The sequence below is a fragment of the Pseudidiomarina halophila genome (genome assembly GCF_003987215.1).
GTDB classification, from domain to species: domain Bacteria; phylum Pseudomonadota; class Gammaproteobacteria; order Enterobacterales; family Alteromonadaceae; genus Pseudidiomarina; species Pseudidiomarina halophila.
This window is the reverse complement of the sequence record NZ_PIPW01000002.1, coordinates 37,261-61,618: the sequence shown is the minus strand read 5'-3', so window position 1 is coordinate 61,618 and position 24,358 is coordinate 37,261. Positions and strand designations below refer to the sequence as shown.

Annotated in this window: 26 protein-coding genes and 1 pseudogene; all 27 read left to right on the top strand. The window is 48.9% G+C overall.

The window, feature by feature from the left end; genetic code table 11:
* Positions 1–91 precede the first annotated feature (91 nt).
* Complete coding sequence (locus tag CWI69_RS06325) at positions 92–1,531, top strand: GGDEF domain-containing protein (protein ID WP_126763009.1); 1,440 nt, start codon at positions 92–94, stop codon at positions 1,529–1,531.
* Between the two features lie 35 nt (positions 1,532–1,566).
* Complete coding sequence (locus CWI69_RS06320; RefSeq protein WP_126763007.1) at positions 1,567–2,028, top strand: flavodoxin domain-containing protein; 462 nt, start codon at positions 1,567–1,569, stop codon at positions 2,026–2,028.
* A gap of 343 nt (positions 2,029–2,371) precedes the next feature.
* Positions 2,372–4,273, top strand: coding sequence for a tRNA uridine-5-carboxymethylaminomethyl(34) synthesis enzyme MnmG (gene mnmG, locus CWI69_RS06315; RefSeq protein WP_126763005.1), 1,902 nt, complete (start codon positions 2,372–2,374; stop codon positions 4,271–4,273).
* Positions 4,274–4,278: 5 nt separating this feature from the next.
* Positions 4,279–4,899 (top strand): 16S rRNA (guanine(527)-N(7))-methyltransferase RsmG, encoded by a 621-nt coding sequence (gene rsmG / locus CWI69_RS06310; RefSeq protein WP_126763003.1) that lies wholly within the window; start codon positions 4,279–4,281, stop codon positions 4,897–4,899.
* Between the two features lie 6 nt (positions 4,900–4,905).
* On the top strand, positions 4,906–5,703 hold the full coding sequence (locus CWI69_RS06305) for a ParA family protein (RefSeq protein WP_126763001.1): 798 nt from the start codon (positions 4,906–4,908) through the stop codon (positions 5,701–5,703).
* Positions 5,704–5,717: 14 nt separating this feature from the next.
* The gene (locus tag CWI69_RS06300) at positions 5,718–6,617 is read left to right on the top strand and encodes a ParB/RepB/Spo0J family partition protein (RefSeq protein WP_126762999.1); all 900 of its coding nucleotides are present in this window, start codon (positions 5,718–5,720) and stop codon (positions 6,615–6,617) included.
* A gap of 85 nt (positions 6,618–6,702) precedes the next feature.
* Positions 6,703–7,089 carry an ATP synthase subunit I gene (locus CWI69_RS06295; RefSeq protein ID WP_126762997.1) on the top strand — a complete coding sequence of 129 codons (387 nt, stop codon included), beginning with the start codon at positions 6,703–6,705 and terminating at the stop codon, positions 7,087–7,089.
* A gap of 16 nt (positions 7,090–7,105) precedes the next feature.
* Positions 7,106–7,963 (top strand): F0F1 ATP synthase subunit A, encoded by an 858-nt coding sequence (gene atpB / locus CWI69_RS06290; protein WP_126762995.1) that lies wholly within the window; start codon positions 7,106–7,108, stop codon positions 7,961–7,963.
* 61 nt (positions 7,964–8,024) lie between these two features.
* Positions 8,025–8,258, top strand: coding sequence for a F0F1 ATP synthase subunit C (atpE, locus tag CWI69_RS06285; RefSeq protein WP_126762993.1), 234 nt, complete (start codon positions 8,025–8,027; stop codon positions 8,256–8,258).
* A 48-nt stretch (positions 8,259–8,306) separates the two neighbouring features.
* On the top strand, positions 8,307–8,777 hold the full coding sequence (atpF, locus tag CWI69_RS06280) for a F0F1 ATP synthase subunit B (RefSeq protein ID WP_126762991.1): 471 nt from the start codon (positions 8,307–8,309) through the stop codon (positions 8,775–8,777).
* Between the two features lie 18 nt (positions 8,778–8,795).
* On the top strand, positions 8,796–9,329 hold the full coding sequence (atpH, locus tag CWI69_RS06275; RefSeq protein WP_126762989.1) for a F0F1 ATP synthase subunit delta: 534 nt from the start codon (positions 8,796–8,798) through the stop codon (positions 9,327–9,329).
* Between the two features lie 14 nt (positions 9,330–9,343).
* The gene (gene atpA, locus CWI69_RS06270) at positions 9,344–10,885 is read left to right on the top strand and encodes a F0F1 ATP synthase subunit alpha (RefSeq protein ID WP_126762987.1); all 1,542 of its coding nucleotides are present in this window, start codon (positions 9,344–9,346) and stop codon (positions 10,883–10,885) included.
* Between the two features lie 57 nt (positions 10,886–10,942).
* On the top strand, positions 10,943–11,815 hold the full coding sequence (gene atpG / locus CWI69_RS06265; protein WP_126762985.1) for a F0F1 ATP synthase subunit gamma: 873 nt from the start codon (positions 10,943–10,945) through the stop codon (positions 11,813–11,815).
* Between the two features lie 39 nt (positions 11,816–11,854).
* Positions 11,855–13,240, top strand: coding sequence for a F0F1 ATP synthase subunit beta (atpD, locus tag CWI69_RS06260; RefSeq protein WP_126762983.1), 1,386 nt, complete (start codon positions 11,855–11,857; stop codon positions 13,238–13,240).
* A gap of 16 nt (positions 13,241–13,256) precedes the next feature.
* Entirely contained in the window at positions 13,257–13,673 is a 417-nt protein-coding gene (locus tag CWI69_RS06255; RefSeq protein WP_126762981.1) for a F0F1 ATP synthase subunit epsilon, read from the top strand.
* Positions 13,674–13,961: 288 nt separating this feature from the next.
* The gene (locus CWI69_RS06250; RefSeq protein WP_126762979.1) at positions 13,962–14,564 is read left to right on the top strand and encodes a hypothetical protein; all 603 of its coding nucleotides are present in this window, start codon (positions 13,962–13,964) and stop codon (positions 14,562–14,564) included.
* Between the two features lie 141 nt (positions 14,565–14,705).
* Positions 14,706–15,989, top strand: a complete 1,284-nt coding sequence (locus tag CWI69_RS06245; RefSeq protein WP_126762977.1) for an RHS repeat domain-containing protein — start codon at positions 14,706–14,708, stop codon at positions 15,987–15,989.
* A gap of 12 nt (positions 15,990–16,001) precedes the next feature.
* On the top strand, positions 16,002–16,223 hold the full coding sequence (locus CWI69_RS06240; protein WP_126762975.1) for a hypothetical protein: 222 nt from the start codon (positions 16,002–16,004) through the stop codon (positions 16,221–16,223).
* A 386-nt stretch (positions 16,224–16,609) separates the two neighbouring features.
* Positions 16,610–17,980: an RHS repeat domain-containing protein gene (locus CWI69_RS06235; protein WP_126762973.1), complete on the top strand. Its 1,371-nt coding sequence runs from the start codon at positions 16,610–16,612 to the stop codon at positions 17,978–17,980.
* Entirely contained in the window at positions 17,970–18,197 is a 228-nt protein-coding gene (locus CWI69_RS06230; RefSeq protein ID WP_126762972.1) for a hypothetical protein, read from the top strand. The genes CWI69_RS06235 and CWI69_RS06230 overlap by 11 nt, the downstream gene beginning before the upstream one ends.
* A gap of 59 nt (positions 18,198–18,256) precedes the next feature.
* Positions 18,257–18,523 carry a hypothetical protein gene (locus tag CWI69_RS06225; protein WP_126762970.1) on the top strand — a complete coding sequence of 89 codons (267 nt, stop codon included), beginning with the start codon at positions 18,257–18,259 and terminating at the stop codon, positions 18,521–18,523.
* A 137-nt stretch (positions 18,524–18,660) separates the two neighbouring features.
* Positions 18,661–18,768: pseudogene (locus tag CWI69_RS12300) on the top strand (transposase); the annotation flags it as partial.
* A gap of 134 nt (positions 18,769–18,902) precedes the next feature.
* On the top strand, positions 18,903–20,267 hold the full coding sequence (glmU, locus tag CWI69_RS06210) for a bifunctional UDP-N-acetylglucosamine diphosphorylase/glucosamine-1-phosphate N-acetyltransferase GlmU (protein WP_126762966.1): 1,365 nt from the start codon (positions 18,903–18,905) through the stop codon (positions 20,265–20,267).
* 5 nt (positions 20,268–20,272) lie between these two features.
* Positions 20,273–22,105: a glutamine--fructose-6-phosphate transaminase (isomerizing) gene (gene glmS / locus CWI69_RS06205; RefSeq protein WP_126762965.1), complete on the top strand. Its 1,833-nt coding sequence runs from the start codon at positions 20,273–20,275 to the stop codon at positions 22,103–22,105.
* A 237-nt stretch (positions 22,106–22,342) separates the two neighbouring features.
* Positions 22,343–22,801, top strand: coding sequence for a hypothetical protein (locus tag CWI69_RS06200; protein WP_126762963.1), 459 nt, complete (start codon positions 22,343–22,345; stop codon positions 22,799–22,801).
* A gap of 103 nt (positions 22,802–22,904) precedes the next feature.
* Positions 22,905–23,933, top strand: coding sequence for a DUF2157 domain-containing protein (locus CWI69_RS06195; RefSeq protein WP_126762962.1), 1,029 nt, complete (start codon positions 22,905–22,907; stop codon positions 23,931–23,933).
* A 59-nt stretch (positions 23,934–23,992) separates the two neighbouring features.
* Entirely contained in the window at positions 23,993–24,358 is a 366-nt protein-coding gene (locus tag CWI69_RS06190) for a cupin domain-containing protein (protein ID WP_126762961.1), read from the top strand.

The following is a 24,358-nucleotide window of genomic DNA, read 5'->3' as shown; positions in this document are numbered from 1 at the left end:
GGGTTAGACCATTTCACTGGTCGTAAAAAATTTCCCTTTATCGCATCCTATGCTTTACAGTTAAGTGAAGGGTTGCAAAAGGAAGTTACTGTTGAATCCGCTAAACATCGGGAACTTGTCATTATCATCGTTTCGCTATTTAGCCTTGATCAGTCTTTGGTTGCTGGTCTGGTGGGCAGCGATGTTGATGGAATATCAGCCATACATTAGTCTCTGGTATCCACCCGCTGGATTATCATTAGCCGCGTTTATTCTTATCGGCCGTCGCGCCTTTTTACCTATATTAGCCGCAACCCTGGTCGCCGGTTTTTGGATGTACTTGCAGGAAAACTCTTCGTTGTCATGGCTGCGTCAGGCACAAAACAGCCTGACTTTGGGTACCGCACATGCAGTCGCATACGGGCTTGGTGGCTTCTACTTCCGGTGCCTGGTAGGAAGTTGGGACATCCAGCATATTCCCCAACGGATCCTGTTTTTTCTCGTGGTTATTTTTCTGACTACCCTGCTCGGCGCCTGGCTCGGCCTGATTGCATTTTACTTAATCGGCACCATGTCCGTCAGCGAGGTATTCAATAGCTGGCTGACCTGGTGGATCGGCGATTTAGCCGGAGCTTTGGTGCTCACCCCGTTTTTTATGTTGTTACTTGGGCGTATGTGGAAGCTTGATAACAGTTGGTTGAAACCTCTAAATATCAGACTCTCCGGAGAACCCTTACATCAGCAGTTGTGGAGCAAAAAACTCGGTTTAATGATTCTGCTCGTTGCCATTGTTTTGACTGCTGATTATGTCTACGGGCATCCAGCAATCGCTTATTTTATCTTTTTTCTCTGTGTGCCTCAGCTATGGATGGTTTACACGGAATCTTTAGAACGCGGCATTTTAAGTCTTGCGCTGATTAGCGTAATCATTGCAGCCTGGTTCGGTGCCTTTGGCGTCGATGACCACGCCCTAACCTATCAGTTTGCTCTATGCTTAATTGCCGCCAACACTTATTTTGGAGTTGCAGTACCTTCTTTATTGCACCAAAACAAGCAACTCCATCAGCAGACCAAAACCGATAACCTGACCCAGGTCGCCACCCGAAGTTACTTCCTTGAACAGGCAGAACTCCAGCTGACTGGCCGCCGTAGCCGGGATTTTCCCGTTGCGCTCATGGTCTTTGATTTGGATGAATTTAAAGAGATAAATGACAATTATGGCCATTTGGTTGGCGACCAAGCTCTGATCATGGCCGCCCAAAGCATTCGTGCACACATCCGCCAATGTGACCTTATCGGCCGTTTTGGCGGCGATGAATTTTTACTTTTACTGCCCGATCAAAACCTGCAGGAAGCAGAGAAAACCGCCGAGCGTTTACGCCAACATCTACCGGCAATACCTGCCGGACGTGAGCTGATTCAAATCAACGCCAGCTTCGGGGTGGTCGAAATAGCTCCTGACGAATCCTTAACTGACGCTCTTCAACGCGCCGACAATGCGCTACTCAAAGCGAAGCGCAATGGCCGCAATCAAGTGGTATCATCTGCATAAGTATTTGTTCATTTTCGATAGCGGTAACCAAATCTATGCAAACCACATTACCAACCATTGATATCCTGGTTGCGACCACATCAGGCAATACCGAGTATCTTGCTGACCAACTCAGTGATCAGCTGCAACAACAGGGCTATAGCACCCGTTTACATTACGAACCGGTTTATTCCGACTTAGTTGAAGCGGTGAACGAGCAAAGCTATTGGCTCGCCTGTATCGCCAGCCACGGCGCTGGGGAATACGCCGACAGCATGCTTGATTTCGCGGCGGATTTACACGCCAAAAACCCGGCGCTCGATCCTTTGCGTTACGCTGTTATCGCTGTGGGTGACACTTGTTACGATACGTATTGCGCTGCCGGACGAGATTTTGATCATAAGCTGAAAGAACTGGGGGCAAAACCCTTGATCGAACGCCTCGAAATTGACATGTCGGTAGACGATCCGGAGAAAAAAGCATCAACATGGCTAGATTATTTCACCCAACAGCTGTGAGTAATGAATGTATAAGATCCCCTAAGATCTGTAGATACTCACTGTACAAGTCTGTGTATAACTCAGCCTGTGCATAAGTACCCTAGTTATCCACCGGTTGATCAGAACAAGGATCATGCTCTGAACACATCTTTACAGATCGTTGTGATCCTTGATCCTGTTGGGCTGCAAATGCTTATCCACAGATTTTCTGATCCTAGTAGTAATAGTAATAAAAGATCAAAACAAAAGATCTTTAAATACTCTTAAGATCTTAAAGACCTTATTGACCGAAATTTAACCGTTTAGATCCAGCCAAAAAAACGGTAAACTATTGGGCTACATTTTTTCTAGGATTACGTTTATGTCGAACACTTCAAACTACCATCAGCACTATGACGTTATCGTCATTGGTGGTGGACATGCTGGTACCGAAGCTGCGCTAGCTGCAGCCCGTACTGGATGTCAGACACTCCTGTTGACGCATAACATTGAAACTCTAGGACAAATGTCATGTAATCCAGCGATTGGCGGCATTGGCAAAGGACATCTGGTTAAAGAAATAGATGCTCTTGGCGGCGCTATGGCCCATGCAGCAGATCGCGCAGGTATCCAGTTCCGTACCCTCAATTCATCCAAAGGACCAGCAGTTCGCGCCACTCGGGCACAAGCCGATCGTGAACTCTACAAAGCTGCCATTCGCCGCACTTTGGAAAACCAGCCAAATCTGAGTTTATTTCAGCAAGCCTGTGACGATCTGATCGTTGAAAACGATCGCGTTGTCGGTGTTGTAACGCAAATGGGATTGAAGTTCGCAGCCAAAACCGTAGTTCTAACCGTAGGTACGTTTCTTGGTGGTCAGATCCATATTGGTTTAGAGAACTATCAGGGTGGCCGTGCTGGTGATCCGCCAGCAAACGCATTAGCAAAACGCTTACGTGAACTGCGATTACGGGTTGATCGCTTGAAAACCGGTACACCACCACGTATCGATGCAAAAACGATCGATTTTTCAGTCATGCAGGAACAGCCTGGTGATAGTCCTACGCCGTTGTTCTCGTTTATGGGCAAAGCTGAAGATCATCCACAGCAAATCAGCTGTTACATCACCCATACCAACGATCAAACCCATGAAGTTATTCGTGGTGGATTGGATCGTTCGCCCATGTATTCGGGTGTAATCGAGGGTGTAGGACCACGCTATTGCCCGTCGATCGAAGACAAAGTCATGCGCTTTGCCGACAAAAACTCGCATCAGATTTTTGTTGAACCTGAAGGTTTGAACACTCATGAGGTGTATCCAAACGGTATTTCTACCAGTTTGCCGTTTGATGTTCAGGTGCAATTGGTACGGTCGATAAAGGGTTTTGAAAACGCTCATATCACGCGACCAGGCTATGCCATCGAATACGATTATTTTGATCCACGTGATTTACAACAAACCTTGGAAACCAAGTATATCCACGGCTTGTTTTTTGCTGGTCAAATTAATGGCACCACAGGCTACGAAGAAGCTGGTGCACAGGGACTGGTAGCAGGTCTTAATGCGGCTCGCCAAGCCCAGGACAAAGAAGGCTGGGCGCCGCGTCGTGACAACTCCTATATGGGCGTTTTAATCGATGATCTGTCCACCCTTGGCACCAAAGAACCCTATCGCATGTTCACTTCGCGTGCCGAATACCGCTTGTTGTTACGTGAAGATAACGCTGACATGCGACTCACTGAAAAAGGTCGTGAATTGGGCCTGGTAGACGATGCCCGATGGGCTCGTTTTAACGAAAAAATGGAAGCGATCGCGCAAGAGCAACAGCGCTTACGCAGCACCTGGATCCATAAAGATCATCCAGCGGTTGATGCAGTAAATAAACTGGTAAAAACGCCGATCACCAAAGAAGTTAGTGGTGAAGATCTGCTGCGTCGACCAGAGATTACCTACAACGCGATGATGGCAATTCCTGAATTAGGGCCTGCCCTGGCCGATAGTCAAGCTGCGGAACAAGTTGAAATTCAGACTAAGTATGCGGGCTACATTGAGCGGCAAAAGGATGAAATTGCGAAGCAATTGCGGCATGAGAATACCCGTCTGCCACTTGGTTTTGACTATGCCGGAATTAAAGGTTTATCGAACGAAGTGATTGCCAAACTGAATGAGCATCAACCTGAGACCGTTGGCAAAGCGGCGCGGATTTCTGGTGTGACGCCGGCGGCAATCTCTATGTTACTGGTGCATCTGAAAAAACAAGGATTGCTGCGCAAGAGCGCTTAATCATCATGCAAACAAAACTTAATGGACTTTTAGCGACGGCAGGACTGGATATTCCTGCCGCGCAACAACAAAAATTGCTGCGTTTAGTCGAGTTACTGAATAAATGGAATAAAGCCTACAATTTGACGTCAGTGCGTGATCCGGAGCAAATGCTCAGTCGCCATATTGTCGATAGTTTGGTAGTGTTACCTTTCCTCTCAGGTCATCGCTTTATTGACGTGGGCACCGGCCCTGGCTTACCAGGATTACCGTTAGCCATTGTGCAGCCTGATAAAGAGTTTGTATTGCTTGATAGCCTTGGCAAACGGATACGCTTTATCCGTCAGGTCTGCCACGAACTTGGCATCAACAATGTAAATGCTGTGCAAAGTCGAGTGGAAGACTATCAACCAGAAACTAAATTTGATGGTGTCATCAGTAGAGCCTTTGCGTCGCTTAGTGATATGCTCAACTGGTGTCAGCACTTGCCGGGCCCCAAGGGGCGCTTTTATGCGTTGAAGGGTGTGTATCCGCAGGCCGAAATCGACAGTTTACCGGCAGCGTATCAGGTCGATGAAGTGACGGAATTAAAGGTTCCTGGCGTCGATGCAGAACGGCATTTGGTCATCATATCAACAAGAGGTTAGCTTCACGTGGGTAGAATAATTGCCATTGCAAATCAAAAAGGTGGGGTCGGTAAAACCACGACCGCAGTGAATTTGGCTGCGTCAATGGCCGCAACCCGACGTAAGGTTTTGCTTATTGATCTCGACCCGCAGGGTAATGCGACCATGGGTAGTGGTATCGATAAATACGACGTCGAGAACACTGCCTACGAATTACTGGTGGATCAAAAGCCGGCACAGGAAGTAATAGTTACCGAAACCAATGGTAAGTATCACCTGGTTGCTGCGAATGGCGATGTTACCGCCGCCGACATTAAATTAATGGAAGCTTTTGCCCGTGAACAACGTCTGGCCAATGCCTTGCAGCCAGTGCGCGATAACTACGACTATATTTTTATCGATTGCCCACCTTCACTGAGCATGTTGACCGTTAACGCAATGGCCGCAGCCGATTCAGTGCTGGTACCGATGCAATGCGAATACTATGCGCTGGAGGGGTTAACAGCCTTGATGGATACTATCGAACGGCTGGCTGAAGCAGTGAATCCTAAACTCGCAATCGAGGGTATTTTACGCACTATGTACGACCCGCGTAACCGCCTGGCGAACGATGTATCTGAGCAATTGAAAGCGCACTTTGGTAGTAAAGTTTACCGGACGGTGATTCCCCGCAACGTGCGGTTAGCTGAAGCACCAAGTTTTGGCGCACCTGCCATGTACTATGACAAGTCATCCACAGGTGCGAAAGCTTATCTATCGCTAGCTGGCGAGCTGATTCGTCGTGCAGAACAACAAAAAAAAGCCGAAGCAGCGGCTGAAGCCTGAGGAACCTACGCTTTATGTCTGTCAAGAAACGAGGACTAGGACGCGGTTTAGATGCGTTACTGACGACCAGTAAAAATGCCCGTGATCACGAGCAGCCGGAAACCGAACCGGCGGCGGATTTAACCAAAGGCGAATTACAAAAATTACCCATTGAGTTTTTGCAGCCTGGCAAATATCAACCGCGTAAAGACATGTCACCGGAAGCACTTGAAGACCTGGCCGCGTCAGTTAAGGCACAGGGCATCATTCAGCCGATAGTGGTACGTGAAATCGAAACGGATCGCTACGAAATTATCGCCGGTGAGCGCCGCTGGCGCGCTGCACAAATGGCCCGACTCAGTGAAGTTCCCTGTTTGATTAAACAGGTTCCTGATGAAGCTGCAGTCGCAATTGCGTTGATCGAAAACATCCAGCGCGAAGATTTAAACTCGATGGAAGAAGCCACAGCGCTACAGCGTTTGCTGGACGAATTTCAGTTGACCCACCAGGAAGTTGCCGACGCGGTAGGTAAATCGCGCGCGACCGTCACCAACTTACTGCGCCTTAATAATCTTGAACACGAATCAAAAACCCTGCTGGAACGCGGTGATATTGAGCTTGGTCACGCAAAATTATTGTTAGCCTTGCAAGGTGAACAACAAAGCGAAATAGCCCGTACTATAGCGGCGAAAGCTATGACCGTGCGCGAAGCGGAAAAGTTAGTTCGTAACGCTCTGGATCCGAAAAAAGCCCCTGCTCCGAAAGAGCGGGATGCTGATATTCAGCGGCTTGAGCAGCGCTTAAGTGAACGTTTGGGATCTGCCGTTGCGATCAATCACGGTCGCAAAGGTAAAGGAAAAGTGGTCATTAATTACAGCAGCTTAGACGAGCTAGATGGAATCCTCACGCATTTCCAACTTAGCGATGAGGCTTAAAACCCTTGCAATTAGTTGCGATTTGTTTGCAATTAGGACGCAAATCTTTATACTATCGCGGGCTTTTTACCGAGGTGTTTAGCCCGTGAGTGAGACGTTAACACAAGCCGGAAAACAACTTGCAGTGCGGTTACTGCGAGCCCAGGCGGGCGCTATATTTTTATTAGCCTGCACGTTTTCACTGGCGACATCGTACGAATATTTTTGGGGTGTTGTTGGCGGCGGAGTCGTCGTGATGATTCCAACAGCACTTTTTGCATGGCGTGCTTTTGCCGAAGGTGGCGCACGTTCAGCACAACAGATCGTCAGTAATTTTTTTGCCGGTGAGGCATTGAAGATTAGCCTCACAGTGGTCCTGCTGGTGGCATTATTGATGTTGACTTCGCTCCCGCTTGTTGCGGTTTGTAGCGGCTACATCACAGTGTTACTGGTGCAGTGGCTGGCACCGATTTTGTTTTTAAAATCAACTTAAAATTGTGGGAATTAAGATGGCTGCAGAAGAGTTAACGCTCCAAAGTCATATTCAGCACCACTTAACTAACGCCAAGATGTGTAATACCGAAAATGGTATTGCCTTCAACAAAGCGTGTAGTGAAGCAGGGTTCTGGACGTGGCATATTGACACACTCGCCTGGTCGATCGGATTAGGCATCCTGTTCTTAATTATTTTCCGTAGCGCAGCGAAGAAAGCACATACTGGCGTGCCCGGTAAATTTCAGTGCTTTATTGAAATGATCGTTGAGTTCGTTTCTGACAACGTGCGTGACACTTTCCATGGTAAGAGCAAGCTCATTGCACCACTGGCGTTGACGATCTTCGTCTGGGTGTTCCTGATGAACTTGATGGATCTCGTGCCAGTCGACTTTTTGCCGGCATTGGCAGGCTGGATCGGTGAAACCTTCTTTGGCGTCCCCTCCCATGATGTTTACATGAAAGTGGTGCCAACCACCGATATCAACATGACCGCAGCCCTAGCGATTGGCGTTTTCCTGTTGATGATTGGCTACGGTATCCGGATGAAAGGCATGGTTGGCTTTATTAAAGAGCTGACACTGCATCCATTTAATTCAAGCAACACCGTGGTACAGATTATTCTGATTCCATTTAACTTGTTGCTCGAGACGATTGCGCTGGTCGCGAAGCCGTTCTCACTCGCGTTACGTTTGTTCGGTAACCTTTATGCCGGTGAGTTGATCTTCATTCTGATTGGTGCGATTGGCTTAATGCAGCTGCCGTTACACTTTGTGTGGGCCGTGTTCCACATCCTGGTTATCGTGCTGCAGGCGTTCGTGTTCATGATGCTGACCATTGTTTACTTGAGTATGGCCAGCTCTGAGAGTCACTAGTTTTTAGTATTTATTTTTTAATTTAACTTTAACTTCAACCTTTGAAATATCGGAGAAAACAATGGAACTAATGTTAGGTCTTAAGTATATCGCTGTAGCACTATTGATCGGTTTCGGTGCAATCGGTACTGCTATCGGTTTCGGTAACATGGGTGGTAAATTCCTGGAAGCGTGTGCACGTCAGCCAGAACTAGCGCCTTCGCTGCAAGTTAAAATGTTCATCTTGGCGGGTCTGATCGATGCGGTAGCAATGATCGGTGTTGGTATCGCCATGGTTCTGTTGTTCGTTCTGTAAGGCTCGATTAACTTTCTCGAACAACTGAACGAATAGGAGGGTGGGTCTATGAGTTTAAATATGACCCTGATTGGTGAATTAATCGCGTTTATTGTCTTTGTGCTGTTTTGCATGAAGTTCGTTTGGCCTCCGCTGAACAATGCGATTGAAGCTCGTCAGAGAAAAATTGCCGATGGCCTCGCAGCCGGTGAAAAAGCTGAGAAGAGTCTTGAAGAAGCGCAAGCGAAAGTTGCTGACGAACTGAAAGACGCCAAAGCGCAAGCTGCTGAGATTATCGCCCAAGCGAAAAAACGCGCGGACGAAACCATCGACGACGGCAAAAAGCGTGGTGAGCAAGAGCGTGAAAAAATCGTTGCTGCTGGCCATTCTGAAGTCGAAGCAGAGCGGAACCGCTTACGCGAAGAATTGCGCAAGCAAGTGGCTGTATTGGCTGTTGCTGGTGCAAGCAAAATCATCGAGCGTGAAATTGATAAAGACGCTCACAGTGACATCGTTGAAAAACTGGTCGCTGAACTCTAACCAAAGGGGTTTGTGCAAATGTCAGAATTGACTACGGTTGCTCGCCCCTATGCAAAAGCAGCTTTTGATTTTGCACTAGAGAAGGGCGCTCTTGAAAAGTGGCATGACATGATCGCGTTCGCAGCAGCTGTTGCGGACGACGAGCAGATGTCCACGTTTTTGAGTAGCGCTGAAACGCTAGAAAAAAAGGTAGAGGTTTTCATTAATGTTTGTGGCGAACAGCTGGACGAAAACGGCCAGAATTTTGTTCGCCTCATGGCTGAAAATGGCCGCTTGAAAGCACTATCTGCTGTGGAAAAACTTTACAGTGATTTCCGTTCAGAACATGAGAAGGAAGTTACCGTTGATGTGACCTCAGCGGTCAAATTAACGAAGAAGCAGCAGGACAATCTAGCGCAAACGTTGGAGAAACGTTTTTCACGCAAAGTTAAGCTGAATTGCAGTGTCGATGCAGCGATTGTCAGCGGTTTATACATTAAAGCTGGTGACACCGTGATTGACGGTACTGTGCGAGGTAAGCTGGAACGGCTTGCCCATGCACTGCAATCCTAATTGGGGACTTGAGCATGCAACTGAATTCAAATGAAATCGCAGAACTGATCAAAAAACGAATTGAACAGTTCGAAGTGGTCAGTGAAGCTCGTAACGAAGGTACTATCATCTCTGTAACCGATGGTATTATTCGTATTCACGGCCTTGCAGACTGTATGCAAGGTGAGATGATTGAGCTTCCTGGTAATCGTTACGCAATCGCGTTGAACCTGGAACGTGATTCTGTCGGCGCCGTTGTTATGGGTCCGTACGCGGATCTGCAAGAAGGCGTTAAAGTAAAATCAACAGGCCGGATTTTGGAAGTACCAGTAGGTCGTAACCTATTGGGTCGTGTAGTGAACACTTTGGGTGCTCCTATCGACGGTAAAGGTCCAATTGAAGCTGACGGTTATGAACCGGTTGAGAAAATTGCACCTGGCGTTATCGAACGTCAATCAGTAGATGAGCCTGTACAAACAGGTTATAAATCTATCGATGCGATGATTCCAATCGGCCGTGGCCAGCGTGAGCTGGTGATCGGTGACCGTCAGACAGGTAAAACTGCGTTGGCCGTTGATGCCATCATCAACCAGAAAAACTCTGGTGTTAAGTGTGTGTACGTAGCTATCGGTCAGAAATCATCGACCATTGCGGCAGTAGTACGCAAACTTGAAGAACATGGCGCGTTAGACAACACCATCGTTGTTGCAGCATCTGCCTCTGAATCAGCAGCGTTGCAATACCTGGCAGCCTATTCAGGTTGTACCATGGGTGAATACTTCCGTGACCGCGGTGAAGATGCATTAATCGTCTATGATGATTTGTCAAAGCAAGCAGTTGCTTACCGTCAAATTTCATTGTTGCTGCGTCGTCCGCCAGGTCGTGAAGCCTACCCAGGTGACGTATTCTACTTGCACTCACGCTTACTCGAGCGTTCAGCGCGAGTGAATGCTGACTACGTTGAAAAATTCACCAACGGTGAAGTGAAAGGTAAAACCGGTTCATTGACCGCGTTACCAATCATTGAAACCCAGGCCGGTGACGTATCTGCCTTCGTACCTACCAACGTGATTTCAATCACGGACGGTCAGATCTTCTTAGAAACTGACTTGTTCAACGCTGGTATCCGCCCTGCTGTTAACGCTGGTATCTCGGTATCGCGTGTAGGTGGTGCAGCGCAGACCAAGATCATTAAGAAGCTTGGTGGTGGTATTCGTTTGGCATTGGCCCAGTATCGTGAGCTTGCGGCGTTCGCCCAGTTTGCTTCGGATCTTGATGAAGCAACGCGTTCGCAGTTAGAGCACGGTCAACGCGTCACCGAACTAATGAAACAGAACCAATATGAGCCAATGAGCGTTGCAGAAATGGCTGTGTCCATTTTCTCAGCTGAAAAAGGCTACCTCAAAGATGTGGCGCAGGACAAAATCCTCGACTTTGAAAGTGCGTTAATTTCGTACATGAAGAGCGAGTACGCCGATCTGATGGCTGATATTGATAAAACTGGCAACTATAACGACGACATCGAAGCTAAGCTGCACGAAGGTCTGAAAACCTTCAAGAAGACGCAGTCTTGGTAAGCAACGTGGCCACTTCAAAAGAGTGGCCACACGTCGTTGAGTTAACAGGAGATTATCATGGCCAGCGGTAAAGAGATAAAAACCAAGATCGGGAGTATTAACAATACTCAGAAGATCACCAGTGCGATGGAGATGGTTGCTGCGTCGAAAATGAAAAAGGCGCAGGAACGTATGGCTTCAAGCCGTCCCTATGCGGACAGCATTCGTAAGGTGATCGGCCATGTTGCCCATGCCAACCTCGAGTATAAGCATCCGTTCCTAGAAGAACGCGAAGCGAAGCGAGTTGGCTATATCGTCATTTCAACCGACCGTGGTTTGTGTGGCGGCTTGAACACCAATGAATTTAAAGCGGTGGTTAAGCACGCCAAAACATTCCAGGAAAACGGTGTTGAGGTTGATTTTGCGGCGATAGGCAGCAAGGCAACGGGTTTCTTTAAACGCTTTGGAGGCCGTTTACTGGCGCAAACATCAGGTCTTGGCGATAAGCCAAGCGTGAAAGATGTGCTCGGCACCGTACAAGTGATGCTCGATGCTTTCGATGAAGGCAAAATCGACCGCTTGTTCCTGGTGTACAACAAGTTTGTTAACACCATGACGCAGGAACCAACGGTAGCGCAAATGTTACCGTTGCCGAAAGTTGAAGGTGACGAGCGTGATGACGTTCAATCAGGTAGCTGGGACTACTTGTATGAGCCTGAGCCACAATCCATCCTCGATACACTGATTCGTCGTTTCGTCGAATCAACGGTTTATCAGGGTGTGGTTGATAATATCGCGAGTGAACAGGCTGCGCGGATGGTGGCAATGAAAGCCGCTACCGACAACGCCGAAGACCTCATCGATCAGCTGCAGTTGGTGTACAACAAAGCACGCCAGGCAGCGATTACGCAGGAAATTTCGGAAATTGTATCGGGCGCCGAAGCGGTTTAAGGCGAAGCTTGCAAGAATTTTAGAGTTAGAGGAAATGTCATGAGTCAAGGTAAGGTCGTGCAAATAATTGGCGCGGTTGTGGACATCGAATTTCCACAATCAAGCGTGCCAAAGGTCTACGACGCGCTGAAGGTGACCGACGGTGACCTCAAGGGTTTAACCCTCGAAGTGCAGCAGCAGCTTGGTGGTGGTATCGTGCGTACAATCGCAATGGGTACTACTGACGGCTTGCGTCGTGGAATTACAGCAGAGAACACAGGCGAACCAATCATGGTACCAGTGGGTAAAAAGACCCTCGGCCGTATCATGAACGTTTTGGGTGAGCCAATTGATGAAGCGGGTGATGTCGGCGCAGAAGAGCGTATGTCAATTCACCGCGCGGCACCAACCTACGAAGAGCAGTCAAGTGCGACTGAACTTTTGGAAACAGGTATCAAAGTTATCGACTTGATTTGCCCGTTTGCTAAAGGTGGTAAAGTCGGTCTGTTCGGTGGTGCTGGTGTTGGTAAAACCGTAAACATGATGGAGCTTATCCGTAACATCGCAATCGAGCACAGCGGCTACTCAGTATTCGCCGGTGTTGGTGAGCGTACGCGTGAGGGTAATGACTTCTATCACGAGATGAAAGATTCAAACGTACTCGACAAAGTAGCATTGGTCTACGGTCAGATGAACGAGCCTCCGGGTAACCGTTTGCGCGTTGCATTGACCGGTTTGACTATGGCGGAGAAATTCCGTGATGAAGGTCGTGACGTATTGTTCTTCGTAGATAACATCTATCGTTACACCCTGGCCGGTACCGAAGTATCAGCATTGTTGGGTCGTATGCCATCAGCGGTAGGTTATCAGCCTACTCTTGCTGAAGAGATGGGTGTACTACAGGAACGTATTACTTCAACCAAGACCGGTTCAATCACGTCAATCCAGGCGGTATACGTACCTGCGGATGACTTGACTGACCCATCACCAGCAACAACCTTCGCCCACTTGGATGCGACTGTTGTATTGTCACGTGATATCGCGTCTTTGGGTATCTATCCAGCGGTTGATCCATTGGATTCAACTTCACGTCAGCTTGACCCGCAAGTTATCGGTAAAGAGCATTATGACGTAGCACGTGGTGTGCAGTCAGTACTGCAACGCTACAAAGAACTGAAAGACATCATCGCAATCCTGGGTATGGACGAGCTGTCAGAAGAAGACAAGCTGTCAGTATCACGTGCCCGTAAGATTCAGCGTTTCTTGTCACAGCCGTTCTTCGTAGCAGAAATCTTTACCGGCGCGCCTGGTAAATACGTTGCACTGAAAGACACCATTGCTGGTTTTAAAGGCATCTTGAACGGTGATTACGACGACCTTCCAGAACAAGCGTTTTACATGGTTGGCAGCATCGAAGAAGCGGCCGAAAAAGCCAAGAAAATGTAAGAACCGGGAGGTTTAAATGGCAGCAAAAACTGTACACCTTGACGTGGTCAGCGCCGAAGAAAGCTTATATAGCGGCGCAGTTGAGACCGTGCAAGTGACCGGTAGCGAAGGTGAACTGGGTATTTACCCAGGTCACGCGCCACTTATCACGAAAATCAAACCAGGTATGGTTCGCGTCGTGAAAGAAGGCGGTGAAGAAGAAATCATCTACGTCGCCGGTGGTGTGCTGGAAGTGCAGCCTCACAACGTCACGGTTCTGTCTGATACAGCCGTTCGCGGTGAAGAGCTTGATGAACAACAAGCTCTTGATGCGAAAAAACGTGCTGAAGAAGCAATCGCAGATTCCAGTTCTGATCTCAGCTACGCAGAAGCTGCAGCAGAATTGTCGCGGGCGTTGGCACAATTGCAGATTATTCGCAAAATTCGCAAATAATTTGCTCCAGCCTACTGATTTAAAAGCCCAGCCTTGAGCTGGGCTTTTTTGTGCAAAAATTCTGCAAAGTCGTCCGATTGTCACCCGTTTTCGCTTAAGGGCTCGTGCCCATGCTCACCGCTAAGCTCTGCAACGGCCACACCGCTCTCGTTTCGGTGCCGAATCCCTAAGATCTTTGGTTATAGCAGTCGTGTCAGCAAATCGACAGTGGCGGCACCGTCGGCTTTAACGAAAGTGACGCAATTTACTTATGACACCAGAGGGCGGTTGTTGTGCGAAGCGACACGCATGAATGCTGCAAGTTTTGGCGCGTTGCCAGCTTCGGCATGTACCTTAGGCAGTGAAGGTAGTGCCGGACCTGACCGCATTACAAGCTATAGCTATGATGCGAACTCGAATCTAACCAGTACCCTGACGGGGCTCGGTACCGCCGCCGAGGGTATTGAGCAGTTCACGGCCTATACTGCGAATGGCGAAGTCAGCAGGCGCGAAGACGGTAATGGCAATAGTACAACGTACAGTTACGATGGGCATGACCGTCTGTACCGCACGAGCTTCCCGGATGCGAGCTATGAGCAAAATGGGTATGACGCGAACGGTAATCTGACATCGTTTCGCAAGCGTGATGGGGTGACGTTGATCCATAGCTACGATAGCCGGGATCAGCGTACAAGCTCGCTCGTACCGAACGAAAACACCATCTACTTTAGCTATGACAGTCTGGGCCGTGAAACTCAGGTCACCCGTGGAGCGCAAGTGGTGGCTTACGGTTATGATGGCCTGGGCCGACGTATCTCGGAACGTACGAACAATCGTATCCTGGTCTACAGTTACGACAGCGCAAGCCGTCGGACCCGCACGACCTTCCCGGATGGCTTCTTTGTGACCTAGAGTCATGACGCGGGTGGGCGCTTAACCAACATTTTTGAAAATGGCTCTTCGGCGGTTATTGATTTTAGTTACGACCGCCCGGGTCGGGTCAGCCGCATTGAGCGTGCTGGCAGCACCATTACCACGTTCAGCTACGACGGCATGGGCCGGGTGCTTGATTTCGACCACCAGGGATTCAACGACAGCAGTTACAGCTATAATCCGGCCAGTCAGTTGCAGAGCAAAACGGTCAGCAACGCGGATTATCAAATTCAGGTGCCGACGCTAAGCACTGAATTTTACAGCGTGAATAACCTCAACCAGTATACGCAAGTAACTGTCGATGGCCTGCCGGAGTACGCGAACTACACCAGTGCGGGCAATCTTGCCGGCTTTGACGGTTGGAGCTATGTTTACGATGCCCATAATCGCCTGGTGGCAGCGAACGGTCCTGACGATACGGTAGCGCTTAGCTACGATGCCACGGGTCGCTTAACGCGCACGGTACACAACGGCGAAAGCCTCGATTACCTGTACGACGGTGATGAACTGGTGGCGGAGTACAGCAGCTCAGGCACGCTGTTGCGACGCTTTATTCATGGCCTTGGCAACGATGACCCGGTCATTCGCTACGAAGGTGCTGGCGTAAACGCCCGCCGTTATCTACTGGCCGATGAGCGCGGCAGCATCATCGCCGAGATGACCGACAATGGCGGCCTGCTGCAAGCGCATCAGTACGATGCTTACGGCAATCCGAAGCACAGCAGCGATGCACGCTTTCGTTTTACCGGGCAGATCCTCATCCCCGGCACCGAGCTGTACTACTACAAAGCACGGGTTTACCATCCGCGGCTAGGCCGGTTTATGCAAACCGACCCCATCGGCTACAAAGATGGCATGAACTGGTATGCTTATGTGGGGAATGATCCGCTGAATATGGTGGATTCGAATGGAAGAGTTGCTGAATCTCTGTGGGATGCTGCAAGTCTAAGTGTGGGGATCGTATCTTTTAGTAAAAACTTGTACCAAGGAAACTGGTCAGCCGCAGGGGTGGATGCTATCGGGGTTATAGCTGATGGAGCTGCACTTGCCCTACCATTTGTTCCAGGCGGTGCGGGTATGGCTATAAGTGCTTCTCGCAAGGCCGAATCAGCAATAAGTGGAGTGAAGTTTGAAAAACAATTGGCTTCAGAGTCACAATTAACTGAACTAGCCGAAGGTGGTGGCACAATAATCAGTCAACCAGCAAAGCAAGCTGACCGAATAGCAGCTCAACATGGGGTAGACGCTGCAAATGTACAAAAAGTTAGTTCAAGTGCACACAAAGCTAAAGATGGTACATCTCTAGAAACTCACGCCTTTCGCGACGCTCCTACAAATAGAGTTTTGGAGCCTAAAACGATGATGACCTGCACAGGTACTAGAATTAAAAGAAATAGTTGTTAAGAGGTAAGTGTGATGGAAGTAATTAAACGAATACAATCGAATTCTGATAATCAACACATCGATATTGTCCAGCAAGGGAACTCTTTCTCCCTTGAGGTTTATGAGACAAAATATGATGAAGAAGAGGGGTGTGAATACACAGTCAGAGTTTTTCCAGACCCCTCAGGGCAATTTGAAACCGAAGATCTGGCGATTAAAGAAGCAGAATTTTTAATGTTTGGAAAAGTAGAATAATCATACTGGTGACCTCTCCCGCAAAAATAGAACCATGACATAGATGACCTTTTCATAAATTTGACAGGCCCCCAGTCGCTGGAATGTCCAGCGCTGGGGCGCTTCAATTTTGTTCGGATGTTTTATGTTGATATGACAACGATTAGTCGTGCAAAGCCTTTTGGAGGGTCTGCAAAGCTTCGGCAATAGCGACTTTCGTTTTCTCGCCAGAGCGGCGCTTTTGTACTCGACTGCTTGCTCGTCAAGCTTGCGCTCGCCAATCACGATTTAAGGATATTGAACACCCACACTTTATGTAGATATTTAATAAGCGGCAAGACGCCAACAAAAAGATATTTTTAATATAAAAATATTGTTGACGTGTCGTTTCATATGTTATTGAATCGGTGCCCACAGATTTTGGTCGGGTCAGCCGCATTGAGCGTGCTGGCAGCACCATCACCACGTTCAGCTACGACGACATGGCCCGGGTGCTTGATTTCGACCATCAGGGATTCAACGACAGCAGTTACAGCTATAATCCGGCCAGTCAGTTGCAGAGCAAAACGGTCAGCAACGCGGATTATCAAATTCAGGTGCCGACGCTAAGCACTGAATTTTACAGCGTGAATAACCTTAACCAGTATACGCAAGTTACGGTCGATGGCTTGCCAGAGTACGCGAACTACACCAGTGCGGGCAATCTTGCCGGCTTTGATGGGTGGAGTTATGTTTACGATGCCCATAATCGCCTGGTGGCAGCGAACGGCCCTGACGATACGGTAGCACTTAGCTACGATGCCACGGGTCGCTTAACGCGTACGGTACACAACGGCGAAGTCATTGATTATCTGTACGACGGCGATAAGCTGGTGGCGGAGTACAGCAGCTCAGGCACGCTGTTGCGGCGCTTTATTCATGGCCTTGGCAACGATGACCCGGTCATTCGTTATGAAGGTGCTGGCGTAAACGCCCGCCGTTATCTGCTGGCCGATGAGCGTGGCAGCATCATCGCCGAGATGACAAGCTCCGGTGCCCTGCTGCAAGCGCATCAGTACGATGCCTACGGCAATCCGAAGCACAGCAGCGACGCACGCTTTCGTTTTACCGGGCAGATCCTCATTCCTGGCACCGAGCTGTACTACTACAAAGCACGGGTTTACCATCCGCGTCTGGGCCGGTTTATGCAAACCGACCCCATCGGCTACAAAGATGGCATGAACTGGTATGCTTATGTTGGGAATGACCCGCTGAATGGGACTGACCCGAGCGGGAAATGGATTGTTCATGCGGTAGCTTTTGCAGTGGGAGCCGCAATTAGTGGCTACCAAACATATAATAGTAGCGGAGGGGACATTGGAGCGACTTTGAAATCTGGTTTTATAGGTGGGAGTAGTGCTGCGCTATCTTTATCTCCAGCGGGAATTGCTCGGAATATGATGAAATCATTCGTTGTCGGCACCGCCGCTGACGCCACTTCTCAAGTTGTTGTTGAAGGAAAGGGCATATCCGATATAGATGTTGTTGAAAGCCTCGATGCAGGTGCAGTGGCTTCTGGTTCAACCGGGGTAGGTTCTGGTGTTGCAAAACTCACCCCTGTCAAGAATATGCCATCAGTCAAAGAGCCGAGCGTTGCTCCGGGACGGACTCAAAGAATGACAGAACACCCGGGGACAATTGCTAGTGATAAAGCTAAACAAGGTGTTATTGGCGTAGTCGTCGGTGGGGCAGCCGGTGGAACGCAATCGGTAACTGAGGAGAAGTTGCGTGAAAACTAAAAAGAAGGAGTTAAATCGGCGAATAAACGCTCTGATAGCAATCGCTTTTGTAGTTTTCATTATAGCGGCTAAACTCCTCCTGCCTCACGAGGAAGAGTTGAAGGAGTTTGGTGCACTTGGAGCAACTGCATTAGTTGTTTTTCTAAGTCTTATTTCCTATGCATTTGAAGTTCTGTTATATAACTTGATTAGCAACTTTAAAAGGAATGAAGACTGACAAATCTTAATATATTAATAAACCGGTAGTATTCAGAATTCTATGCCAGCTACGACGGCATGGGCCGGGTGCTTGATTTCGACCACCAGGGATTCAACGACAGCAGTTACAGCTATAATCCGGCCAGTCAGTTGCAGAGCAAAACGGTCAGCAACGCGGATTATCAAATTCAGGTGCCGACGCTAAGCACTGAATTTTACAGCGTGAATAACCTCAACCAGTATACGCAAGTTACGGTCGATGGCCTGCCAGAGTACGCGAACTACACCAGTGCGGGCAATCTTGCCGGCTTTGACGGTTGGAGCTATGTTTTACGATGCCCATAATCGCCTGGTGGCAGCGAACGGTCCTGACGATACGGTAGCGCTTAGCTACGATGCTACCGGTCGCTTTGTAATCCCCCCGAAAACTCGCAGCAGTTATAAGTAGAAAACTCCGTCGAACTAAAACGAAGGAATTTTCTATGCGCAAATCACGGTACACAAACAGTCAGGTCGTAGCGATTCTGAAACAAAACGAGAGCGGTGTTCCCGTTCCAGAGCTATGCCGTGAACCCGGTATGAGCTCCGCAAGGAAGCACTTGTGCAAAAATTCTGCAAAGTAGCTAAGCGCGTGCCCTACAAAACAATTTTCCACCTGTTAATTTCCTGTAATCTAGCTAGAATAGGGCCTTCAGATTCACCAACCGAAAAAATGGAAGGATTCATGGCATTGAGTGTAGTGGTTCTTGCCGCTGGTAAGGGCACCCGCATGCGTTCGGCGTTGCCAAAAGTGCTGCATCCGGTTGCCCATAAACCTATGGTGCAACATGTGATCGACAGCGCACGGCAACTGGATACGAGCGCCATTCATGTGATTTACGGCCACGGTGCTGAGGCGTTACTTGAGCGTCTTAGTGGGCAACAGTTGAGTTTTGTTGAACAAGCACAGCAGCTTGGTACCGGGCATGCGGTGCAGCAAATCGTGCCGCACGTGAACGACGACGAGCATGTGCTTATTTTATACGGCGATGTGCCCTTGACCCGCGTGGAAACCCTGCAGGATCTGGTTAACGCCGGCAGTCGAACCGACCTTGCGTTATTGACCGTCACCCTCCCCGATCCGACCGGCTATGGTCGTATTTTGCGTGATGCCGAGGGCAAAATTACCGGTATTGTTGAACAAAAAGATGCCACCCCAGAGCAGCTCCAGGTTACCGAAGCGAACACCGGCATGATGCTGGTTCAGGGCAAAGCGCTGAAACGTTGGTTAGGCCAGCTTTCCAACGACAACGCACAAGGTGAGTACTATCTGACTGATATCGTTGCCATGGCGGCACAGGAAGGCGTTGCTATTGCCTCGACCCAGCCCCGCGATATCCACGAAGTTGAAGGTGCCAATAACCGTGTGCAACTGGCCGCATTAGAGCGTGCCTATCAACAACGTCAGGCCGAACAACTGATGATGGACGGCGCCACCCTACTTGATCCGGCACGCATTGATGTGCGCGGTACGGTGAGCATCGCCAACGACGTCGTCGTTGATGTAAACGTGATTTTTGAAGGCCATGTCGAGCTGGGTGAAGGCGTTGTTATCGAGAGCAACTGCATTTTACGGAACTGCAGCATTGCCGCCGGCAGCCGGATTAAATCGCATAGCATTGTCGAAGATGCACAAGTTGCGGAGCAGTGCGAAGTAGGACCCTATGCCCGTTTACGGCCGGGCTCAGTACTTGAGCAAGGCGCCAAAGTTGGCAATTTCGTCGAAATGAAAAAGACTCGTCTCGGCAAAGGCTCTAAAGCAAATCATTTGACCTATTTAGGTGATGCCATTATCGGTGAAGGTGTGAATATTGGTGCCGGCACCATCACCTGTAATTATGATGGCGTGAATAAATTTACCACTGAGATCGACGATGGTGCCTTCATTGGCTCCAACAGTTCTTTAGTGGCGCCGGTTCGCATCGGCAAGCAGGCGACGGTAGGTGCAGGTTCGACCATCAGCAAAACCGTCGACGACCACGAGCTTGGGATAGCTCGTGGTAAGCAACGCAATATTACTGGCTGGGAACGGCCACAGAAAAAGGGATAAGCAGTATGTGTGGAATTGTAGGCGCCACTTCAGAGCGCCGCATTAGTGAGATTTTATTAGAAGGGCTGAAACGTCTTGAGTACCGTGGTTACGATTCAGCGGGCCTGGCTGTATTAACTGATAGCGGCGTAATCGAAAGTTTGCGCCGTACGGGCAAGGTACAGGAACTGAAAGATGCAGTGGGTGAGCATCCGCTTAGCGGCACCACAGGCATTGCGCACACCCGCTGGGCAACGCACGGCGGTGTGACCGAAGCCAATGCCCATCCGCACATATCCAATGACTGTATTGCTGTGGTGCATAACGGCATCATTGAAAACCATGAAAAACTGCGCGAGAAACTGCGCGGCTTAGGGTATGAATTCCGCTCTGATACCGACACCGAAGTCATTTGCCATTTGGTGCATCACGAAAAACAAACCCACGCGGATTTATTTGAAGCGGTGCAAGCAGCGGTAAAACAGCTGCATGGCGCCTATGGCACCGTGGTAATGGATTGCCAGGATCCGGGACGGCTGGTGGTGGCGCGCTCAGGTAGCCCGCTGGTGATTGGCCTGGGTATCGGCGAAAACTTCATCGCTTCGGATCAGCTGGCATTGTTGCCGGTGACCCGCAAATTTATGTACCTCGAAGAAGGTGACATGGCGGATATCACCCGTACCGATGTGAAAGTCTATGACAAACACGGACAGCGCACTGAACGTGCGATCCATGAGTCTGACGGCCAGTACGATGCGGGTGGTAAAGGTAACTACCGGCATTTCATGCTGAAAGAGATCCACGAACAGCCAAGCGCCGTGCGTAATGCCCTCGAAGGCCGTCTGGTAGAGGGTAAAGTTGCCGACAATGCTTTCGGTGAAGGTTCGATGAACCTGCTAAAAGACATTGAGCACGTGCAAATTGTCGCCTGTGGTACCTCGTACCATGCCGGTATGGTTGCACGCTATTGGCTGGAAGCGCTGGCAGGCGTTTCATGTAACGTCGAAATAGCCTCCGAGTTCCGCTACCGGCAGTCGCATGTGCATCCGAACAGCCTGTTGGTGACGATTTCACAATCAGGTGAGACCGCAGACACCCTCGCCGCTTTACGCTTGTCGAAAGAGCTCGGCTACAAGGGCTCGCTAACCGTCTGTAACGTGGCGACCTCGTCAATGGTGCGCGAATCGGACCTTGCCTACATGACCCGTGCGGGCACTGAAATCGGTGTGGCGTCGACCAAAGCCTTTACTACGCAACTGGTGGGGCTGATGATGTTGGTGCTGGCTCTGGGTCAGTCACGCGGCTTATCGGGCGACAAACAGCAACATATCGTCTCCGCTTTGAAAGCCCTGCCTTCAAAACTTGAAGAAGCATTGCTGCTTAGCGATGAAATTGAAGCGCTGGCACCGGAGTTTGCCGACAAGTTCCACAGCCTGTTCCTTGGCCGCGGCTCGCAATACCCGATCGCTATGGAAGGCGCGTTGAAGCTGAAAGAAATTTCCTACATTCACGCAGAAGCCTACGCTGCCGGCGAGTTGAAACATGGCCCGTTGGCTCTGATCGACGCCGAAATGCCGGTGATTGTGGTCGCGCCAAATGATGAATTGCTCGAGAAGCTGAAGTCGAATGTTGAAGAAGTTCGCGCCCGTGGCGGCATCATGTACGTGTTCGCTGACAAAGACGCCCACTTCAAAGGCGATGACAGCATGCGCGTGATTAACGTCAGCCATTGTGACGAACTCATTGCACCTATCGTCTACACCATCCCGCTACAGCTGCTGTCGTACTTCGTTGCCATCATCAAAGGCACCGACGTGGATCAGCCGCGTAACCTGGCGAAATCGGTGACGGTGGAGTAACGGCTTGCTGGTTTAAAAAAGGGCTCTTCAGAGCCCTTTTTTGTGGCTTTCCTTTAAAACAAATCTACCGAAACAAGCAGCTAGCAGTTAGTTCCTCACAATAGCATCTAAGTTGCTCTTGCCCTGTCGATAATATTAACTTATCTTCTGTTACATAATTAGAACATCGTGGGGGTGTCGATTATCTCCATAGCCGGTAATTGCATCCACCAAGGGTTACATACATTAAGGATAGTTATGTTTAAGAAGGTTTTAAAAGGACTTGGAATCGCAATCCTCTCGTTAATTACCCTGTTTGTCATCATTGGTGTTTGGAGTGGCTATAAGTCGTCGACTTACGAGAAAACGGCTATCCCCTATCTTGATGTTGCGATCCCTGAAATCTCCTCATGGGAAACGGACGCAATGAAGAAGTATTTAACACCGTCAGTGCTTGCAGATGTTAGTGAAAAAGACCTGAATACAGTTGTCCGTACTTTGTCGAAAATGGGAGAACTTGTCGAATTAGGTCAGTATGAATTTAGTTCGGTGACCTCTAAAGCGCTTATTGGTGGTGGCTCAGGAACATTTGTTACTTATGTCGTCCCGGCAAATTATGAAAATGGTCAAGCGACTATTACAGTAACCCTCAAAGAAGAGGACGATTCATTTTCTGTGTATCAATTCAACCTAAACTCAATGGCGTTACTTGAATAACGTGCAAACGAAAGCTGCTCAGCTCACACTCGTGAGCACTGTCCTAAACGGAACTACCTTGGGAATTCTGTGACAGCAGGTCAACCAAACATAGAGAACCATCATGGATGTGACAAAAAAGAAATTAGGTGATGCAGCGGATAAGAATATAATTTCTGCTGAGCAAGCAGAAAGGCTTTACGAGTTTTTAGATGCTCAGTCCCAGGACGTTCCGAGATTTACTTTTACCCATATCCTTTATTACCTGGGTGGACTTATCGCTATTGGCGCGATGACCGTATTTATGAATTTAGGCTGGGAGTCATTCGGCGGTCCCGGAATCGTAGCGATCTCTATTGTTTATGCTGTTATTGGCTTAAAAGTAACGAACTCTTTCGCGGCAAAGAATCTGGTTATTCCAGCAGGCATTTGCGCAGCATTTGTCGTTTGCTTAACGCCATTGGCTATTTATGGTTTCCAGCAGTGGCTCGGCGTCTGGCCCGATGAAAGCGTTTATAGGGATTACCACAGATATATCAAGTGGCATTGGCTATACATGGAGTTGGGTACCTTAGCGGTTGGGATCATTATTGGGTGGAAGTACAAATACCCGTTTTTGATCATGCCAATCGCAGTTACGCTTTGGTATATGACAATGGATATTACGGCCATGATTTCAGGCGGAGATGCCGACTGGGAGCTGAGAAAGCTTGTGTCCTTGTATTTAGGCCTGCTAATGATCGGATTAGCTTTTTGGGTTGATATCCGATCACATAAAAAAGCCGATTATGCTTTCTGGATTTATATCTTTGGAGTTATCGCATTCTGGGGCGGTCTGTCATTACAGTACTCTGATAGCGAGTTATCAAAATTCATCTATTTCTGCATTAATCTGATAATGATAGGCGTTGGTGCCTTATTGATTCGCAGGGTTTTCGTCGTGTTTGGCGCTATTGGCAGCGCTTGTTATCTTGGTTATTTAGCCTTTGATGTGTTTGAAGACAGCTGGCTGTTCCCGATTGCATTAACTGCCGTTGGACTCGGGATTATTTATCTGGGTATTCTTTGGCAAAAGCATGAAAAAACGATTACAAAGAAATCACGGTCATTACTTCCTGCCCCGTTTCGGGAATTGTTGGAAGCTAAATCGTGAAGTTGCAACAAAACCAAAGGCGTCACTTAGAGCGCAAGTAGCAAAAATAGTGAGTTCCAATGACCTATCAGGCAATAAACTTTGACAACAAGTTCGGGCTCTTTGACGAGCAGTGGTCACCAAAAGTGATCGCTGAGATGAACGACTACCAGTTTAAGGTGGTAAAGCTGGAGGGCGAGTTTGTCTGGCATGATCACAAAGATACCGACGAAACCTTTATTGTCCTCGAGGGTCATCTCAGAATCGACTTTCGCGATGGGCATGTGGATTTGGCGGCAGGGGAAATGTACGTGGTCCCGAAAGGCGTAGAGCACAAGCCCTACGCGGCTGCCGAGGCTAAGGTTTTGCTGATTGAACCGCGCGGCGTCGTCAATACTGGCGACGCTGGAAGTAGCAAAACCGCACAAAACGATGTCTGGATCTGA

What these genes read in the sequence shown, in the direction of transcription:
- CWI69_RS06320 (WP_126763007.1), top strand. Translation starts at nt 1,567, where the DNA reads ATGCAAACCACATTACCAACCATTGATATCCTGGTTGCGACCACATCA.
- mnmG (WP_126763005.1), top strand. Translation starts at nt 2,372, where the DNA reads ATGTCGAACACTTCAAACTACCATCAGCACTATGACGTTATCGTCATT.
- rsmG (WP_126763003.1), top strand. Translation starts at nt 4,279, where the DNA reads ATGCAAACAAAACTTAATGGACTTTTAGCGACGGCAGGACTGGATATT.
- CWI69_RS06300 (WP_126762999.1), top strand. Translation starts at nt 5,718, where the DNA reads ATGTCTGTCAAGAAACGAGGACTAGGACGCGGTTTAGATGCGTTACTG.
- atpB (WP_126762995.1), top strand. Translation starts at nt 7,106, where the DNA reads ATGGCTGCAGAAGAGTTAACGCTCCAAAGTCATATTCAGCACCACTTA.
- atpE (WP_126762993.1), top strand. Translation starts at nt 8,025, where the DNA reads ATGGAACTAATGTTAGGTCTTAAGTATATCGCTGTAGCACTATTGATC.
- atpF (WP_126762991.1), top strand. Translation starts at nt 8,307, where the DNA reads ATGAGTTTAAATATGACCCTGATTGGTGAATTAATCGCGTTTATTGTC.
- atpH (WP_126762989.1), top strand. Translation starts at nt 8,796, where the DNA reads ATGTCAGAATTGACTACGGTTGCTCGCCCCTATGCAAAAGCAGCTTTT.
- atpA (WP_126762987.1), top strand. Translation starts at nt 9,344, where the DNA reads ATGCAACTGAATTCAAATGAAATCGCAGAACTGATCAAAAAACGAATT.
- atpG (WP_126762985.1), top strand. Translation starts at nt 10,943, where the DNA reads ATGGCCAGCGGTAAAGAGATAAAAACCAAGATCGGGAGTATTAACAAT.
- atpD (WP_126762983.1), top strand. Translation starts at nt 11,855, where the DNA reads ATGAGTCAAGGTAAGGTCGTGCAAATAATTGGCGCGGTTGTGGACATC.
- CWI69_RS06255 (WP_126762981.1), top strand. Translation starts at nt 13,257, where the DNA reads ATGGCAGCAAAAACTGTACACCTTGACGTGGTCAGCGCCGAAGAAAGC.
- CWI69_RS06250 (WP_126762979.1), top strand. Translation starts at nt 13,962, where the DNA reads ATGAATGCTGCAAGTTTTGGCGCGTTGCCAGCTTCGGCATGTACCTTA.
- CWI69_RS06245 (WP_126762977.1), top strand. Translation starts at nt 14,706, where the DNA reads ATGGGCCGGGTGCTTGATTTCGACCACCAGGGATTCAACGACAGCAGT.
- CWI69_RS06240 (WP_126762975.1), top strand. Translation starts at nt 16,002, where the DNA reads ATGGAAGTAATTAAACGAATACAATCGAATTCTGATAATCAACACATC.
- CWI69_RS06225 (WP_126762970.1), top strand. Translation starts at nt 18,257, where the DNA reads ATGGGCCGGGTGCTTGATTTCGACCACCAGGGATTCAACGACAGCAGT.
- glmU (WP_126762966.1), top strand. Translation starts at nt 18,903, where the DNA reads ATGGCATTGAGTGTAGTGGTTCTTGCCGCTGGTAAGGGCACCCGCATG.
- glmS (WP_126762965.1), top strand. Translation starts at nt 20,273, where the DNA reads ATGTGTGGAATTGTAGGCGCCACTTCAGAGCGCCGCATTAGTGAGATT.
- CWI69_RS06200 (WP_126762963.1), top strand. Translation starts at nt 22,343, where the DNA reads ATGTTTAAGAAGGTTTTAAAAGGACTTGGAATCGCAATCCTCTCGTTA.
- CWI69_RS06195 (WP_126762962.1), top strand. Translation starts at nt 22,905, where the DNA reads ATGGATGTGACAAAAAAGAAATTAGGTGATGCAGCGGATAAGAATATA.
- CWI69_RS06190 (WP_126762961.1), top strand. Translation starts at nt 23,993, where the DNA reads ATGACCTATCAGGCAATAAACTTTGACAACAAGTTCGGGCTCTTTGAC.